The sequence below is a fragment of the Anaerospora sp. genome, from assembly GCF_032013335.1.
In the GTDB taxonomy this organism is placed as follows: Bacteria; Bacillota; Negativicutes; order Sporomusales; family DSM-15969; genus Anaerospora.
Window position 1 is genome coordinate 1 of sequence record NZ_DALZUO010000048.1, and the last position, 14,989, is coordinate 14,989.

The 14,989-nt window shown below is 45.1% G+C and carries 16 protein-coding genes and 2 tRNA genes; 13 read left to right on the plus strand and 5 right to left on the minus strand.

What is annotated here, in order from left to right:
• Positions 1–78 precede the first annotated feature (78 nt).
• Positions 79–154: transfer RNA gene (locus RTR76_RS20590), tRNA-Val, on the plus strand.
• 43 nt (positions 155–197) lie between these two features.
• Here the strand turns inward: RTR76_RS20590 and RTR76_RS20595 are convergent.
• On the minus strand, positions 198–839 hold the full coding sequence (locus RTR76_RS20595) for a lactate utilization protein (protein WP_312524489.1): 642 nt from the start codon (positions 837–839) through the stop codon (positions 198–200).
• A gap of 115 nt (positions 840–954) precedes the next feature.
• On the opposite strand from RTR76_RS20595, the gene RTR76_RS20600 reads away from it, so the two are divergent.
• Positions 955–1,473 carry a transcription repressor NadR gene (locus RTR76_RS20600; protein WP_312524490.1) on the plus strand — a complete coding sequence of 173 codons (519 nt, stop codon included), beginning with the start codon at positions 955–957 and terminating at the stop codon, positions 1,471–1,473.
• A gap of 81 nt (positions 1,474–1,554) precedes the next feature.
• Here RTR76_RS20600 and RTR76_RS20605 read toward each other — a convergent pair whose 3' ends face one another.
• The gene (locus RTR76_RS20605) at positions 1,555–2,760 is read right to left on the minus strand and encodes an MFS transporter (protein WP_312524491.1); all 1,206 of its coding nucleotides are present in this window, start codon (positions 2,758–2,760) and stop codon (positions 1,555–1,557) included.
• Positions 2,761–2,889: 129 nt separating this feature from the next.
• On the opposite strand from RTR76_RS20605, the gene RTR76_RS20610 reads away from it, so the two are divergent.
• The 9 genes from RTR76_RS20610 (at position 2,890) to RTR76_RS20650 (ending at position 11,624) form a co-directional block, all read left to right on the plus strand.
• A complete protein-coding gene (locus RTR76_RS20610) occupies positions 2,890–4,230 on the plus strand; it encodes an MFS transporter (RefSeq protein ID WP_312524493.1) in 1,341 nt (446 codons plus the stop codon).
• A 62-nt stretch (positions 4,231–4,292) separates the two neighbouring features.
• Positions 4,293–4,694: a double zinc ribbon domain-containing protein gene (locus tag RTR76_RS20615; protein ID WP_312524494.1), complete on the plus strand. Its 402-nt coding sequence runs from the start codon at positions 4,293–4,295 to the stop codon at positions 4,692–4,694.
• Positions 4,695–4,784: 90 nt separating this feature from the next.
• Positions 4,785–4,859, plus strand: a tRNA-Arg gene (locus tag RTR76_RS20620).
• A gap of 411 nt (positions 4,860–5,270) precedes the next feature.
• The gene (locus RTR76_RS20625) at positions 5,271–5,972 is read left to right on the plus strand and encodes a 4Fe-4S double cluster binding domain-containing protein (RefSeq protein ID WP_312524495.1); all 702 of its coding nucleotides are present in this window, start codon (positions 5,271–5,273) and stop codon (positions 5,970–5,972) included.
• Positions 5,973–6,050: 78 nt separating this feature from the next.
• Positions 6,051–7,970 carry a sigma 54-interacting transcriptional regulator gene (locus RTR76_RS20630; protein ID WP_312524496.1) on the plus strand — a complete coding sequence of 640 codons (1,920 nt, stop codon included), beginning with the start codon at positions 6,051–6,053 and terminating at the stop codon, positions 7,968–7,970.
• Between the two features lie 244 nt (positions 7,971–8,214).
• Positions 8,215–9,210, plus strand: coding sequence for a 2-keto-3-deoxygluconate permease (locus tag RTR76_RS20635; RefSeq protein WP_312524497.1), 996 nt, complete (start codon positions 8,215–8,217; stop codon positions 9,208–9,210).
• Between the two features lie 29 nt (positions 9,211–9,239).
• Complete coding sequence (locus tag RTR76_RS20640; RefSeq protein WP_312524498.1) at positions 9,240–9,653, plus strand: heme-binding protein; 414 nt, start codon at positions 9,240–9,242, stop codon at positions 9,651–9,653.
• 49 nt (positions 9,654–9,702) lie between these two features.
• Entirely contained in the window at positions 9,703–10,587 is an 885-nt protein-coding gene (gene garR / locus RTR76_RS20645) for a 2-hydroxy-3-oxopropionate reductase (RefSeq protein ID WP_312524499.1), read from the plus strand.
• Between the two features lie 56 nt (positions 10,588–10,643).
• Entirely contained in the window at positions 10,644–11,624 is a 981-nt protein-coding gene (locus RTR76_RS20650) for a D-glycerate dehydrogenase (RefSeq protein WP_312524500.1), read from the plus strand.
• 143 nt (positions 11,625–11,767) lie between these two features.
• On the opposite strand, the gene RTR76_RS20655 is transcribed toward RTR76_RS20650, so the two are convergent.
• On the minus strand, positions 11,768–12,055 hold the full coding sequence (locus RTR76_RS20655) for a hypothetical protein (RefSeq protein WP_312524501.1): 288 nt from the start codon (positions 12,053–12,055) through the stop codon (positions 11,768–11,770).
• Positions 12,056–12,245: 190 nt separating this feature from the next.
• Between RTR76_RS20655 and RTR76_RS20660 the strand changes: the two genes are divergently transcribed.
• Positions 12,246–12,806 (plus strand): hypothetical protein, encoded by a 561-nt coding sequence (locus tag RTR76_RS20660; protein ID WP_312524502.1) that lies wholly within the window; start codon positions 12,246–12,248, stop codon positions 12,804–12,806.
• A 132-nt stretch (positions 12,807–12,938) separates the two neighbouring features.
• Here the strand turns inward: RTR76_RS20660 and RTR76_RS20665 are convergent, their stop codons facing one another.
• Positions 12,939–13,556, minus strand: coding sequence for a hypothetical protein (locus tag RTR76_RS20665; RefSeq protein ID WP_312524503.1), 618 nt, complete (start codon positions 13,554–13,556; stop codon positions 12,939–12,941).
• 524 nt (positions 13,557–14,080) lie between these two features.
• A complete protein-coding gene (locus RTR76_RS20670) occupies positions 14,081–14,371 on the minus strand; it encodes a hypothetical protein (RefSeq protein ID WP_312524504.1) in 291 nt (96 codons plus the stop codon).
• Between the two features lie 175 nt (positions 14,372–14,546).
• Between RTR76_RS20670 and RTR76_RS20675 the strand changes: the two genes are divergently transcribed.
• Entirely contained in the window at positions 14,547–14,933 is a 387-nt protein-coding gene (locus tag RTR76_RS20675; protein ID WP_312524505.1) for a helix-turn-helix domain-containing protein, read from the plus strand.
• Positions 14,934–14,989: the final 56 nt, after the last annotated feature.

Genomic DNA, 14,989 nt, shown 5'->3' on the forward strand with positions numbered 1-14,989 from the left:
CCCGTTGGTCAAGCGGTTAAGACACCGCCCTTTCACGGCGGTATCAAGGGTTCGATTCCCTTACGGGTCACCAATCCCGGGCGATTAGCTCAGCCGGGAGAGCGCCTGCCTTACAAGCAGGATGTCGGCGGTTCGATCCCGTCATCGCCCACCAATAAATAAACACCAAACAATATTGTTTGGTGTTTATTTTTATTTTAAAAACCAAGATCTTCACCGATAACAAAAATATGAATATCCGAAACCGGCGGTTTTTTATGAAGAACGGTAGTAATATTACAGATGCGCTGGGGGCTCATACAGTCCATGCATTGGCCCGTCTGCACACAGGGGGTGGTCCGTGCCAGACGTTTGTTATTGATTGGAGCGGCATGAAGCTGAATGCGCTTTTCTGCTTCGGCCACATCGGCGACAATTTTATTGATACCGGTAACAATAATTACTTTTTTTGGCCCGAAAATCATGGCAGCTACGCGGTTGCCGGCACCATCGGTATTAACAAGCTTGCCATTCAGGGTTAAAGCGTTGGTGCTGGTAAGGAACACATCACAGGATAGCTGTTTATGCCGGAAATCAAGGATAGTCTCTGGACTAAGACCGGGCTTGTTATGATTGTATACCGTATTGCCTCTTTTTTCGACCAAATCGTCCAGGCCGAGCTGATGAATCGTCCAGGAACCGGCGATACCAACAGAAGCATCAGTAGGAATATGAGCCAGGATTTGCTCAATAGCTTCTTCTTTTGTTGGTACATAGACAGCCTTAAAGTTGTTTTTGTTTAAAGCAGCTACCACTTTTTCACCAATAACCGCATTGTGCCAGGGTTTAAATTCGTGCATTGTATACCCTCCTGTAGTAAAATAAGACTACTGGAAGAGTTCCGCGGCACCAGAAAAAAACCTTTTGTCTGATAGGTAAAATAAGTAAAAGATTGATATAAAGCAGGTGATGCAGGTGGATGGCAAGGAACGGCGCAAGCAGTTGTCTGAACTGCTGAGACAAGCGAAACATCCGCTGGCCGGAGGAGCGTTGGCAAAGCAGCTCAAGGTCAGCCGTCAGGTTATAGTCGGTGATATTGCAATTTTGCGGGCCGGTGGACTGGAGATTTATGCTACGCCACAGGGCTATGTCGTACCTGGTTTACAGGAGCAGCCTGTTATAACAGCCAAATTAGCCTGCCGCCATGGACGGGATGATATGGCAGAGGAATTGGGCATTATTGTTGACAATGGCGGCAAGGTGCTTGACGTTATTGTCGAGCATGGAGTTTACGGTGAAATAAAGGCAAATTTGATGCTGGCATCACGCCGTGAGCTGACCGCTTTTTTGACTGCCATTAACGATAGCAGTGCCGAACCGTTATCTGCTGTGACCGGCGGCGTTCATCTTCACACCATTGAAGTTCCGTCAGTAGAGGTCTTGCAGGAAATTAAAAAACAATTAAAAGCGCGGGGTTTCATGGTTGAGCAGTAACCATTATTGAATAAAAAGAGCGAGTTATGCGGGAGGAACATCCTGCTTAACTCGCTCTTTTTATCGGGCAGATGGACTTTATCAGTGGCCGGAAGCTGCGTGGCTGTCCCGCTTAAATAGTTTTCCAGGTAAGAAAGCTGCGAAAAACAGACCTGCAACGGGCAGTACGGTTAAAATGGTAAAGACAGAAGGAATACCGAAATGATCAGCCACATAACCGAGAATGGTTGCGCCAATGCCACCAAGGCCGATGGTAAAACCAATTGTCAGGCCTGATGCCATGCCGATATGTTGTGGCATCATTTCCTGAGCCATTACTACCGTAGTGGCAAAAGAAGAGATCAGCGTCAAGCCGGTGATAGCGGCAAGAATAACAGTAGCAAAACCGGACGTAAATTGAAATAAAAAGATAAGCGGCATAGAAGCGGCTGTGGAGATAATAATGACTGTTTTGCGCCCAAAGCGATCACTCAGCAGCCCTCCTGTATAAGTGCCGATTACGCCTGCAATTAGAAAAGAAGATAATAAGTAACTGGCGTAAAGCGGGCTCCCGGAGAGATAGTCCGCATAGTAGAGCGGAATATAAGTGCTTAAGCCGGTATGAATACTGGAACGAATAAAGATGAAACTAAGGAGAGTTGTTAAGAGGCCCCAGGGTAAGGCTGTGGCAGCAGCTTTAGGGACATGAGCAGCAACTGGGGCTGTGTTTGTCTGGGGAGAGATTTGCGGCAGGCTCTGCCAGGCCCACAAGGCCATAAGTGCCGCAGGGATAAGGAAGTAAATGGTGTTATTAATTGAACCGGGGCCGCTGAGCAGAAAAGTCATGAAGATGGACCCCACTGCGGCACCAAAATTTCCGCCTACAGAGAACGTTCCCATGCTGCGGCCTTTACTGGCGGCAGAGCTAATCAGATGCGCCGATTTGGAGGCCTGGGGATGAAAACCGGCAATGCCAAGGCCGCTAACTACAATTGTCAACAGGAGCAGGGAGTAGGAGGTCGCAAGTCCGGTTGCAGCCATGCCGAGTCCGGCTAATAGAAGACTTACGGGAATTAGCCAGGGCAGAAATACTTTGTCTGTAATGTAGCCAAAAAGCGGCTGAATGACGGAGGAAGTAAGATTTTGCGTTAGCACGATAGCACCGACCTGAGCGTAAGTAAGCTGGAAGAAATTCTTTAAAAATGGCAGCATGGCCGGCAAGGCGCCCTGACTGAGATCTGTAACGCCATGGGCTATTGTCAGCATGGCCAGCGGTTTGCTAATATACGAGTGCTTGATCTGGGACATCGGTATCACCTCAAATTATGAATGTATCTTTTACTATACTTCATAAAACAAGGGTTGTCATCTGAAAAAGAAAGAACTATAATTAACCTATACATATGACAAGACACCTGTAAAGACATGGAGGGCAAAATGGATTTAACAACTCGCTTGGAACGACTGCCTGTGGGGAAGTTTCATTATAAATTGTTAGTGGCGACCGGCCTTGGCTGGATGTTTGATGCCATGGATACAGGGCTGATTGCCTTCGTACTGCCCGCTTTGGCAAAGGCCTGGGGCTTAACGGCAGCTCAGATGGGAATCATCGGCAGTGCTGGACTGGTAGGGATGGCGCTTGGCGCTGTTGTTGCCGGTACGGCTGCTGACCGTTTTGGGCGCAAAGCGGTTTTTTCGGTAACACTCTTGATTTATAGTGTTGCTACCGGACTGTGCGGGCTAGCGTGGAACTATGAATCCTTACTGGTATTTCGCTTTTTTGTCGGTTTTGGGCTAGGGGGAGAGCTGCCTGTTGCCGCAACGCTAATGACGGAGTATTCACCACCTGCTGTCAGAGGGCGCTTTATGGTGCTGCTCGAAAGCTTCTGGGGTGTTGGCTGGCTGGTAGCAGCTCTGCTGTCTTATCTGTTTATACCGCATTATGGCTGGCAGGCGGCTTTTTTCATCGGTGCCTTACCGGCGCTGTATGTTTTTGTCATTCGCCTGGCAATACCTGAGTCGGTACGGTACTTGGCAGACAGCGGTAAGGTTGAAGAGGCCAATCGCATTGTAGCCCGTCTGGAAACACAGGCCGGAATTACGCCGGTTTATGCGGCCGCTGCTGTTACTGCAAATGTTAATACTGTCGTTACTACCGCAAAGGGCGGCATTGCTTATAAGGAACTATGGTCTCCTCAATTTATCAAACGAACAGCCATGCTGTGGATTGTCTGGTTTGGTATTGTATACTCCTATTATGGTATTTTTACCTGGCTGCCGTCGCTGATGGTTACCCAGGGCTATACAATGATTAAAACATTTGAATATGTACTCATTATGACATTAGCCCAGCTGCCGGGTTATTTCAGCGCTGCCTGGCTGGTGGATAAGATAGGCCGCAAAGCAACGCTGGCTGCGTATTTAGCAGGAACTGCCCTGGCAAGCTACTTCTTTGGCCAAGGTGGCAGTTCAGTAACCGTCCTGTTTTGGGGAAGTCTAATCTCGTTTTTTAACCTTGGGGCCTGGGGTGTCATTTACACTTATACTCCTGAACTTTATCCCACCCGTGTGCGGGCCCTTGGCTCAGGATGGGCGGCAGGCTTCGGGCGCATCGGCGGCGTTCTGGCACCTGTAGTCGTTGGTTATATGGTTGGCGGAACTGACGGCTTTGCACGAATTTTTACGATGTTTACCATTACATTGGTGATTATTGCCGTAGCAGTCCTTGTGCTTGGCGAAGAGACCAAGAATAAGTCTCTTGATGAAATCAGCAAGTAGCTGTTGTTCTTGATAGCAAAATGGTATAATAGTAGCAAATAATAACCTATGGAGGAAATACGTTGATTGCCACCGCGAGTTTTGTGATCTCTTTTATTGCCGCTTATTGGGTATACTATGATGCCAGAGGCCGCGGACATGAGTTAGGTACAGCTATACTCTGGTCGCTGGGAACTCTTGCTGCTGTAATTATATTTTTGCCGTTGTATTTGCTGCTGGGCCGTAAACCCCGCATGAGTAAGGTCGAACGTTCCCGGCGGGAGGAAATTATCATTGACGTTGAAGCGTCTCCGGTGGAAGAAACGATGCATTGCCCCATGTGCGGCGGCAAAGTAAAGGAAGACTATAAAGCCTGTCCTTTTTGCAGCTTTACATTAAAACCCAAATGCACAAGCTGTGACCGCGAGCTCAATCGGGAATGGAAAACCTGCCCGTATTGCCAGACACCTGCAACTCACAAATAAGTTCCAGTAATTTACGTAAAACAATTCAATAAAAAGATTGCATCTAGGGCAGCTAATGTGATATAATGCTATTCGTGGTCAACACATTATGCGCCCGTAGCTCAGGGGATAGAGCACCGGTCTCCGGAACCGGGTGCGCAGGTTCGATTCCTGCCGGGCGCACCATACGAAACAAAAGCCTTCCAGCGATTTTGCTGGAAGGCTTTTTTGTGCTTTGGGGAAACTGGGGAACAACTTCTGCAAATGGCACGTGTAATGAAGTTTCTTGCGCATGAGGCAGAACACATTGAAATTCCAGGTCATAGGAGGTAAATAAAGTTTTAATAGCTGCGGCAGTGGAGGCCGGGATGAAGAGATCTCCAAGACATTAAGTGAATGACACAGAGGGACGGTTCTGTTGTATCCTTTAAAAAATAGGTATAAAATGGTAGTGTAATGAGTGAATGATATTGTCTCGAATGAAAAGCAAGGGTCAAATAAAAAACATAGTTACTGATGCAGTCTTAAAGATACAAGAGAACCGTTCCTCTTGTATCTTTGTTTAAAAAGGTAAATAAAGCATAGGGGGATAATTCAGTGGAACAAGCTATTACGAAAGAAATTAAAGAATACGCTTTAAACTTAGGTGCTGATTTAGTTGGTATCGCCGATTTGGAGAGACTGAAAGGTATCACGACAGTCCCTGCCAATTTGTTGGATGGTTTTACGCGAGCTATTGTAGTAGCGTTTCAAGTTTCTCCAACTATTTTTGAGCAAATTGAATGTGAGCCAACCCCGCTTTATATCCACCAGTATGCAGCAGTTAATCTTGTTTTGGATCACATCAATTTGATGCTTCAAAGTAAAGTTCTAAATTTAGGATATAAAGCACTTGCAATACCTGCTTCGCAGACGGTTGATAGAATAAATTGGCTGGGACATATTTCTGCTAAAGCGGTGGCAAAGGCTGCCGGTCTTGGCTGGCAAGGAAAGAGTCTGCTCTTAATCAATCCTCAATATGGGCCCCGTCTTCGTCTTTCCTGCCTGTTGACAAATGCTCCTTTGGTGCCTGATCAACCCATCCCTAACCGGTGTGGTAATTGCACAAAATGTAAAGATGCCTGTCCGGCAAACGCCATCCATGGAGCCTCCTGGGACGACCGCCCAAATACAAGAGAAGAAGCGGTTGACTTGAAAAGATGCGTAAGCCGCCTTTCTCACATTGCAAAAAAGCAAGGAGGAGAAGCTTTGATTTGCGGCGTTTGCATAAAAGCGTGTCCCTGGGGAAAAGCACGCTAGAAGATACAAGGGGACGGTTCTGTTGTGTCCTTCGAAATAAGTGTAATAGCAAATGTGTCCTGTAAGGGGTGACAAGTAATGAAGAATAACATTTGTCTTGTGGCGACTTATACAGAATTTGCCCAGTTGGCGCGTGAACTCAAACAGGAGCTAGATCTGCCGATAGATGTATTGGAAGGTAGTTTAGAAGAAGGAACGAGACAAGCAGTGAAAGCGGAGAAGGCCGGGGCAAAGATCATTATTAGCCGGGGCGGTACGGCCTCAATGATCCGGCGGCATGTTAAAATTCCTGTGGTCGAGATCAGGATAACGGGTTTTGACATATTTCGCAACATCTACCCGGTATCCGGTCCCGGGCGGGTTTTAGGGCTTTTAGGCTACAAGAATGCGGTTACCGGCTGCCGGGCGGCAGCACAGGTTCTCGGGATCTCGATTCACGAGATTATTCTTGCTGACGGTGTTGAAACAGACTGGGAGGATGTTCGTTCCCGGGTTAAGTACTTAATGGAAGAACATGGCGTCAATACGTTTATCGGCGATACCAGTGTCCTGACTCATTTGGAATTTCCCACACTGGATGTACGTTTAATCACCTCGGGCCGGGAATCTATTTTGCCGGCGGTAGAAGATGCGATGAATTTGCTGCGGGTTCAAGAAGAAGAACAGAAGGCTACTCAGCGGCTTCAGGCAATTCTTAACTTTGTGCATGACGGAATTATGGCAACTGATGAAAGCGGCAATATTACACTGTTGAATCCAGTAGCCGAAAAGATTTTTCATGTCAGCCAAAGTCAGGTTTTGGGCAAAAAAATCAATAAAGTGATCACTGAAACCCGAATCGATGAGGTGCTGAAGTCGGGTCAAGACGAAATTGGGCAGTTGCAGAAGGCGCCGGAAGGTCATATACTGACAAACCGGATACCGATAAATGTTAATGGTGTTGTAAAGGGTGTTGTGGCAACCTTTCAAGAGGTAACGCGGATTCAGGATGCTGAGCGGACTATCCGTCAGAGTCTATACGGAAAAGGGCTTGTGACGAAATATAAATTTAATGATATTCTGACAAATGACAGCCGGATGAAGAATCTAATTGAGATTGCACGCGGCTACTCACTGACAGGAGCTACTGTTCTTATTCAAGGTGAAAGTGGTACAGGCAAGGAGCTGTTTTCCCAAAGTATTCATGCCAGCAGTCCGCGCTCTCAGGGACCTTTTGTGGCTGTTAATTGTGCGGCCTTGCCCTCGCAGCTATTGGAAAGTGAGTTGTTTGGCTATGTCGAGGGTGCTTTTACCGGAGCCAAAAAAGGTGGTAAGATAGGACTTTTCGAGTTGGCTCATAACGGGACGATATTTTTGGATGAGATAGGCGATATGGAAAAGGGGCTTCAGGCACGGTTGCTGCGGGTGCTTGAAGAACGTATGGTAATGCGTTTAGGCTCTGATGCGCTTATTCCGGTTAATATCCGGGTGATTGCAGCCACAAACATCGATCTGAGAAAACAAATGATGGCAGGTAATTTTCGCAATGACTTGTTTTTCCGGCTGAACGTGCTCAATCTTCCGCTTCTCTCGCTGCGCGAGCGTCCAGACGATATTCCCCTGCTGGCAGAACAATTCTTTAAACGTTTTATCCGCGAACACAATAAAAATGCTATGGAGCTGCCGCAGGAAATGAAACGTCTGATCTGTGAATATTCCTGGCCGGGCAATATAAGAGAATTAAAGAATATTATGGAGCGTATTGTGCTCACTGCTATCGAAGGCGAAATCCATCTGCCAACAGTACGACTGATGGTCGAAGAGCTTCAAGCCGGCCCAAAGCAACAAGCAGGCTCAGGTAATGATGAATTAATTCAGGGCACTTTCCGGGATATTAAGAGGAAAATCATCCGGCGTGTACTGCAAGAAGAAGACTGGAATAAAAGCCAAACAGCCCGGCGTCTGGGCATTGACCGAATGACGGTGGATCGTTTTGCCGAGTTGGAGTCAGATGACTAAATTTATATGAGCATGATTAAAAATACCGCAAGCTATGCATAAAAAATAAGCATAACCTGCGGTATTTTTTCTTTTTATCAGTATATTCTGGGCTTGGGCAGTTGGCACGGATTATGCATTATAACTAGGTGAAGATCTTCACAATTCCAATTAATACATGTCACAAGGAGGGTACCCCGGGCTGCGAATTTAGTCTTTAAAAAAGAATATGAGCCACATATTCGACTAAAAGGAGAGTAAAAGCATGAAGATCATGAAGGCAATAAGCCGTGTGCCAGGCGGACTTATGGTAGTTCCCTTATTTATCGGGATGGTGATTAATACATTTTTTCCCACATTGCTTAAAATCGGCGGATTCACTGAGGCGTTAAGCGGGGTCGGCTATCCTACCGTTCTGGGCATGTATTTATTCGTTTGTGGTACCAAGATGACACTAAGAACGGCTCCTCGTATGTTAAAACGGGGCTGCGGTATTCTGTTTGCAAAAGTGGGTACCGCAATTCTCATCGCTTTTGCGTTGTCCAGATTATTTAATGGGGATCTTTTTGGTCTGTCTACACTGGCTGTAATGGCAGCGATGAGTGATACGAACGGCGGCATGTTTTTGGCCCTCACCAGCGTAATGGGTGATAAAGAAGATGCCGGAACGTATGTGCCTCAGAGTATTGAGACAGGACCATTTCTGACAATGCTGTTTCTTGTCGGCGCCGGTTTGGCGAATATTCCCTGGCTTACGATGTTGTCGGTTGTAGCACCTATTTTAATGGGGGCGATACTGGGGAATCTTGATGAAGATCTGCGTAACTTTTTTGGCGATCACGAACCGCTCATTGTTCCCTTCATGGCCTTTACTTTGGGGCAAAATATTAATCTCAATTCCGTTCTGACGGCAGGGCTTCAAGGTATTATACTAGGCGCATTTGTTTGGGCTGTCACAGGTTTTGTCTGCATTCTCGCCGACAGAAAATTGGGTGGATCCGGTATTGCCGGTGCTGCAGCTTCCAGTACTGCCGGCAATGCAGCTGCCGTCCCGCAAGCTGTGGCGATGGCTGACCATGCGTACATCGCAGTTGCTCCTATTGCTACAGTTCAAGTAGCGGCATCTGTCATTGTTACTGCAATTTTAACGCCGCTGTTGACTTCGTGGATGTATAAGAAGGTACATGACGCGGGGCCTGACAAGGCTGCAGTCAATGCCAGTCTTTATTGCGAAGATGAACATACCAGTCAATCAAATTAGAAATTACGTAGTTAGAGGAGTGGAGACAAATGGAGATAAGTTTGCAATTGGCGCAAACCTTGGTTGACAAAGCAATTGCTAAAGCTGCTGCTGATTTTAAACGGCCAATTTGTGTGGCTATATGTGACAAATATGGTTTTTTGCTCGCTTTTGGGCGAATGGATGGAGCGCCTGTACGAAGCATTGCGCTTTCCCAGGGAAAGGCCTATAGCGCAGCGCGAATGGGTGTAGACACCGATGTTTTCCTGGAGCGGCTTAACCGTGAAAATATTCCGGCAAGCTATTTTTGTGATGATAAGTTGACTGGTTTACCTGGCGGTGTTGTTTTAAAAGATAGTAAGGATGAATTGATCGGCGGAGCCGGAATCAGTGGACTTAAACCGGAGGAAGATCTGGCAATAGCAACTATGATGGTCGCAGAGGTAAAGCAGCTTCTAAAGTGATTGTTCACGAATTTCAGTCTGCTAGAAATCATTCAGGGAGTGATCTTAGATGAAACTTGGTTTTATTGGCTTGGGCATAATGGGAAAACCGATGAGCAAAAATCTTTTGAAACAAGGATATAATCTCGTTGTCTGCGATGTGGTCCAGGCGGCTGTGGATGAAATGGTTAGCTGTGGAGCGGTAGCAGCGGCAACACCTAAAGAGGTTGCCGCCCAAACAGATATCATTATCACTATGCTGCCGAATTCACCGCATGTGAAACAGGTTGTTCTTGGCCAAGACGGCATTATTGAGGGAGCAAAGGCGGGGACCGTGGTAATTGACATGAGTTCCATTTCGCCGTTGGTTAGCCGTGAAGTGGCTGAGAAATTGGCTGAAAGCGGCATTGAAATGCTGGATGCACCTGTCAGTGGCGGTGAGCCAAAGGCGATTGACGGCGCTTTATCTGTTATGGTTGGTGGTAAAAAGCAGGTATTTGACCAATGCTTCGAGATTATGAAATCCATGGCCGGTTCTGTTGTTTTGACAGGTGATATTGGTGCCGGCAACGTTACCAAGCTGGCTAATCAGATCATGGTGGCCATTAATATTGCCGGCATGTCGGAAGCTCTGGTATTGGCGGCCAAGGCGGGAGTTCAGCCGGAATTGGTTTACCAGGCAATCCGTGGCGGCTTGGCAGGCAGTACTGTGCTTGATGCCAAAGCACCGCTGGTGATGGACCGCAAATTCGATCCCGGCTTTCGCATCAACCTGCATATCAAAGATTTGAACAATGTAATGGATACCGCCCATGGCGTAGGTGTCCCCTTGCCAATGACAGCTGCCGTAATGGAAATGATGCAGGCTCTCAAAGTGGATGGCATGGGAGATGACGATCATGGTTCGCTAATACGGTTTTATGAGAAAATGGCCCAGATAGAAGTGAAACGATAAGTTCGCTGAAAAATGAATTTTTAATAAAAATAAAGCTGATTCTTGGGGGAATTATAATGGCAAAAGCAAGTGTATATGTGACCAGGCTGATACCGGAAGAGAATATTGCCGAACTGCGCAAGCATTTTGATGTAGAAGTTAACCCTGACGACAGGGCTTTGAGCAAAGAAGAGTTAAAAGTAAAGCTAAAAGGTAAAAATGCGGTAGTATCTCTTCTTACCGATACCATTGACGGCGAAGTTCTTGACGCGGCCGGGTCACAGTTGAAAATAGTGGCTAACTATGCTGTCGGCTTCAATAACTTTGATCTGGCTGCGGCAACCGAGCGGGGCGTTATTCTTACTAATACTCCGGGCGTTCTGGACGAAGCGACAGCCACGCTAACCTTTACCTTATTACTGGCAATGGCCCGGCGTATTCCTGAGGCTGATAAGTTCGTGCGTGATGGGAAGTGGCAGGGCTGGGCACCGATGTTCTTTATCGGGCTAGACGTGGATAAAAAGACTTTAGGTATTGCCGGCCTGGGCAGAATCGGGCAGAATGTTGCCCGCAAAGCCAAAGGCTTTGACATGAAGATTATCTATACCGATGTTCGCCGCAACGAAGAGTTTGAAAAGGAAGTAGGGGCTACGTATGTAGATAAGGAGACTCTGCTGAAAGAGTCAGACTTCCTTACTCTGCACGTGCCATTACTGCCGGAAACACATCACTATATTAGCGAGACAGAATTGAAAATGATGAAGCCGACAGCTGTTCTCATTAATGCGAGCCGGGGACCGGTAGTAGACGAAGCTGCCTTGGTAAAGGCTTTGCAAACAAAAGAAATCTGGGGAGCGGCACTTGATGTATTCGAAGCTGAACCAAGGATTGCTCCGGGGCTAAGCGATTTGGACAATGTAGTTATAGTGCCTCACATCGCATCAGCTACTATGGATACACGCTTGAAGATGGGAGCTATTGCCGTAGGCAATATTATCAAAGTACTTAACGGACAAGAGCCTGATACATGTGTAAATCCTGCGGTATTAAAAAAATAGATTCCATAAATGATGATATACCCAATAAGCCTTCCAGCGATTTTGCTGGAAGGCTTATTGTTTGAGAAATAACATTGAAAATGTTTTGCACATTAAAATATAAAGACACAGCCCTATATCGTTCAGTGCTGTGTCTGTTGAGGTTATTGTGCTTTCTTAATGAGCTGTAGTGCAGTTTCTTGCTGGAAAAGCCTGGTGTTTAATACATCGAATTTTGCATCTAACCGTTCTATCGCTTCATTGGTTGCAGTAGTCAGCTTTAGACCTTCCGTTTCCGCTGCTTGTACTTCACTGCGGTGTTCAAGCACGCGAAGGATGGAGGTGTTCTCTTTAAGTTGGCCTTCAACATTGGAAAGTTGGTTTTCTACTCGGTCTAGGCGTTCTAAAATTTGCCTTTGGCCATCTAAAATTTGTTTTAATATTTCTTCCATGCCGATACCTCCACACAAGTAAGTCCATATAAATAGTATACATTGATTGAAGGAAAATGTCAGTAGTAGCAGCTTATCAGTGATATCATTTTTTCATACTAGAAAAAGGAATATTATAAGTCGATAAAGTAGATATATTCGAGAAAGCTATTTCAAAGGTAAATAAACAATTCTAAGGGGGCTGATATTCATGGTTAATCCGCAGAGCGTTATTATTGATTCAAACATGGTTGATAGTTTTAGCGAAATGAATATTGATCCTGTAAATGCCTTTGCCAATAGTGGCTATACATTATATATAACTAAGGATGTTAAAAGAGAAATAGAAGCTCTTATAAGCGCTGTAGATAAACGGTTAGAGCATAGTGATGATGAGCAGAGACAGCGAGATTGCCAAAAGAGAGAATTAGCAATAAGAATTTTACAATATGCTCAAGTTCGGAATTCTGGAAATCCTCCACGATTTGTCGGGGTTGGAATTGGCATTCGAGCTAGTGATAAAGACGAGAATGATTCAAAAGAAGGTAAGGTTAGGCCTACGGGTATTCCTGTAAATAGAACGGATAATGACTTAGTGATGTTGGCAAGAAGATCGTGGGTTTTAACTGCTAATTATAAAGAAAGCCATTGGGAGAAAGCGCAAGCTTTACCATTTTTAGTGCAGTGGATTACTCTTAAAGAGAAGCTATTGGCTAATGGTGGTGATTTAGTAGCTGCTCTAGATGAAACTTATAAGGAAAGAATGGAATAAATCAATGGTAGGCAATACCTGCATTTCTCATACAGCGTCGGCGCCATAACGGTTGAGGCAGGTGGATCGTTTCTGCCAGATGCACCCAAAAAGGCTTCCAGCGTTATGCTGGAAGCCTTTTTGCGCTCTGTATTAGAATTTATATATTAGACCTGCACCAAGGCCCTTTAATTTGGTGTCAAAGATACTATCTTCGTCATAATAGCGATAGTTTATATTAAATGTTAGTGTATTACTTATGTTCTGATTAACGCCAATTTGCCAGTCTGTTCCAATGGAGTTTTGTAAAACGCTTGCATAGGCGGTTGTTTTTTCCCCCAATGCAGTTGAACCACTTATACCATAAACCAATTTATTTTCTGATAAACTGGCAGATCCCCATCCTGAGGCTGATCCATTAGTATCATAATTACGGTTACCGGCAATCAGCCGAACGTTATCAGCTATTTTGTATTGAATCGTTACATCAGTAAACCGAGTATCAGCTTTTGCAAAAGATCCGGATATAACTGCGGAAGCGTCACCCTTGATTGTTTCTATTCCCACGATGACTTTGTCGGTTAGGGCTGTTTCGACAAAGAAGCCATTTGCATTATGGCTACCAAGATCGGCAGAAGCAATTTCAACTTTCGGATTCCAATATAAATACCCTGCGTTTGTTTCCCCTTTCTCAAGATTGGTCACAGGTGCAGCCGCGGCAACACCAGACATTGCTATAGATGCTGCGAGAACTAAAAAACACTTTTTCATTTTGTTACCTCCTAGTAAAATATAATGGACTCATTATAAACATTAGGTAAAAATTGGGTGAATCCTGCAACTAAAGTCCTAATTTGCTGAAATATTAATAATGTTTAATAAATAAAACTAATTATATAGGTTAAATAATTGGCAGCTTTTTTAAGTGGTGACCAGCAATACTATAAGGTTTCAAGTTTTCTACCTACGTGGAGCATTGATACAAACACTTTTTTATTTTTAGCTGCTAATTAAGCACGATCCTGTACGGATAAAAAATAGAGGGCAATATATGTTCAACAGGCTGCGGAGTAGGTGCGTTGTTTGGGGCAATGGCCTTAGGTGGTGACCAGTTGGCGATGTTTTTTGACTTTAATAATACAGGAAAATAAAAAAGGCTACCAGCGCAGATCGCATAAGGCGGCAAGCGTTTTTGTAAGGCTGTAGTAAAGAAATGCTAAATGATAGCTACTAACAATATAAAGCAAAGCGCCAGTTATCATGGGAATTCCCTGTGATAGCTGGCGCTTTTGCTATTAGGCTACGTTGTAAATTTTTACATCAGGCTCGGCGCTCCAGAGAGGTTTGAGGCCGGTAAACACATCGTTCTGGAACATTTTGCTGGATAAGTATCCCTGTGCATGTTCCAGGCTGTCAAAACCGTGCAGAACCTGAACATCCTCGTCACGGATCAGCAGGTCCTTCGTTATAGCGCCTTCGATGGTTTTGAGGAAAGGCTCACGGTATGCGGTGTAAATTTTCGTTGCCGCAGAACGATTGGTGACTTCAATTTTAATTGTGATCTCCAGATAAGCATTGACTTTCATCTTAATTCCTCCTAAGTGGCTTTTATGAAGCTCTGTCATTGAGCTTACTTTTATTATAGTTAAAGGACTTTTGCGGGGGAATATATTAGCAAATTCATGAGTAACTCATAAATTTCATAGTTACTTGCGTATAGACAGTATGCCTTTTATAATTACCATACAGGAGGAATATGGAATGTATAAGCTTAAGTTAGATAAAGATATCCGCTGCCCTCTGGAATATGGCTTGGATATTTTCGGCGGGAAATGGAAGTCACGGATTATCTGTGTTCTGGCAGAGAAAGAGGTTTTGCGGTACAGCGCTTTGCGTAAACAAATGACAAACATCACAGATGCAGTTTTGGCCATGACTTTAAAAGAACTGATTATAGACGGGATTATTCAAAGGCAGCAATTTGATGAAATTCCACCGAGAGTGGAGTATTGCCTGTCAGATAAAGGGAAATCTGTTGTACCCATCTTGCAAAGCATTTGTAAATGGTCGGGTGCATACCATATAGAGGACAGTGAACATATCCTTTCGCAATGTCAAAAGTGTGATTACAATTTCAAGTCTATGTGATTTCACCGCCCGGTGGCTTCGGCTGGCGGATCTCAAGAGTTGAAGCTAGGATAGAA

What these genes read in the sequence shown, in the direction of transcription:
- RTR76_RS20595 (WP_312524489.1), bottom strand. Translation starts at nt 839, where the DNA reads ATGCACGAATTTAAACCCTGGCACAATGCGGTTATTGGTGAAAAAGTG.
- RTR76_RS20605 (WP_312524491.1), bottom strand. Translation starts at nt 2,760, where the DNA reads ATGTCCCAGATCAAGCACTCGTATATTAGCAAACCGCTGGCCATGCTG.
- RTR76_RS20610 (WP_312524493.1), top strand. Translation starts at nt 2,890, where the DNA reads ATGGATTTAACAACTCGCTTGGAACGACTGCCTGTGGGGAAGTTTCAT.
- RTR76_RS20630 (WP_312524496.1), top strand. Translation starts at nt 6,051, where the DNA reads ATGAAGAATAACATTTGTCTTGTGGCGACTTATACAGAATTTGCCCAG.
- RTR76_RS20635 (WP_312524497.1), top strand. Translation starts at nt 8,215, where the DNA reads ATGAAGATCATGAAGGCAATAAGCCGTGTGCCAGGCGGACTTATGGTA.
- RTR76_RS20640 (WP_312524498.1), top strand. Translation starts at nt 9,240, where the DNA reads ATGGAGATAAGTTTGCAATTGGCGCAAACCTTGGTTGACAAAGCAATT.
- garR (WP_312524499.1), top strand. Translation starts at nt 9,703, where the DNA reads ATGAAACTTGGTTTTATTGGCTTGGGCATAATGGGAAAACCGATGAGC.
- RTR76_RS20650 (WP_312524500.1), top strand. Translation starts at nt 10,644, where the DNA reads ATGGCAAAAGCAAGTGTATATGTGACCAGGCTGATACCGGAAGAGAAT.
- RTR76_RS20655 (WP_312524501.1), bottom strand. Translation starts at nt 12,055, where the DNA reads ATGGAAGAAATATTAAAACAAATTTTAGATGGCCAAAGGCAAATTTTA.
- RTR76_RS20660 (WP_312524502.1), top strand. Translation starts at nt 12,246, where the DNA reads ATGGTTAATCCGCAGAGCGTTATTATTGATTCAAACATGGTTGATAGT.
- RTR76_RS20665 (WP_312524503.1), bottom strand. Translation starts at nt 13,556, where the DNA reads ATGAAAAAGTGTTTTTTAGTTCTCGCAGCATCTATAGCAATGTCTGGT.
- RTR76_RS20670 (WP_312524504.1), bottom strand. Translation starts at nt 14,371, where the DNA reads ATGAAAGTCAATGCTTATCTGGAGATCACAATTAAAATTGAAGTCACC.
- RTR76_RS20675 (WP_312524505.1), top strand. Translation starts at nt 14,547, where the DNA reads ATGTATAAGCTTAAGTTAGATAAAGATATCCGCTGCCCTCTGGAATAT.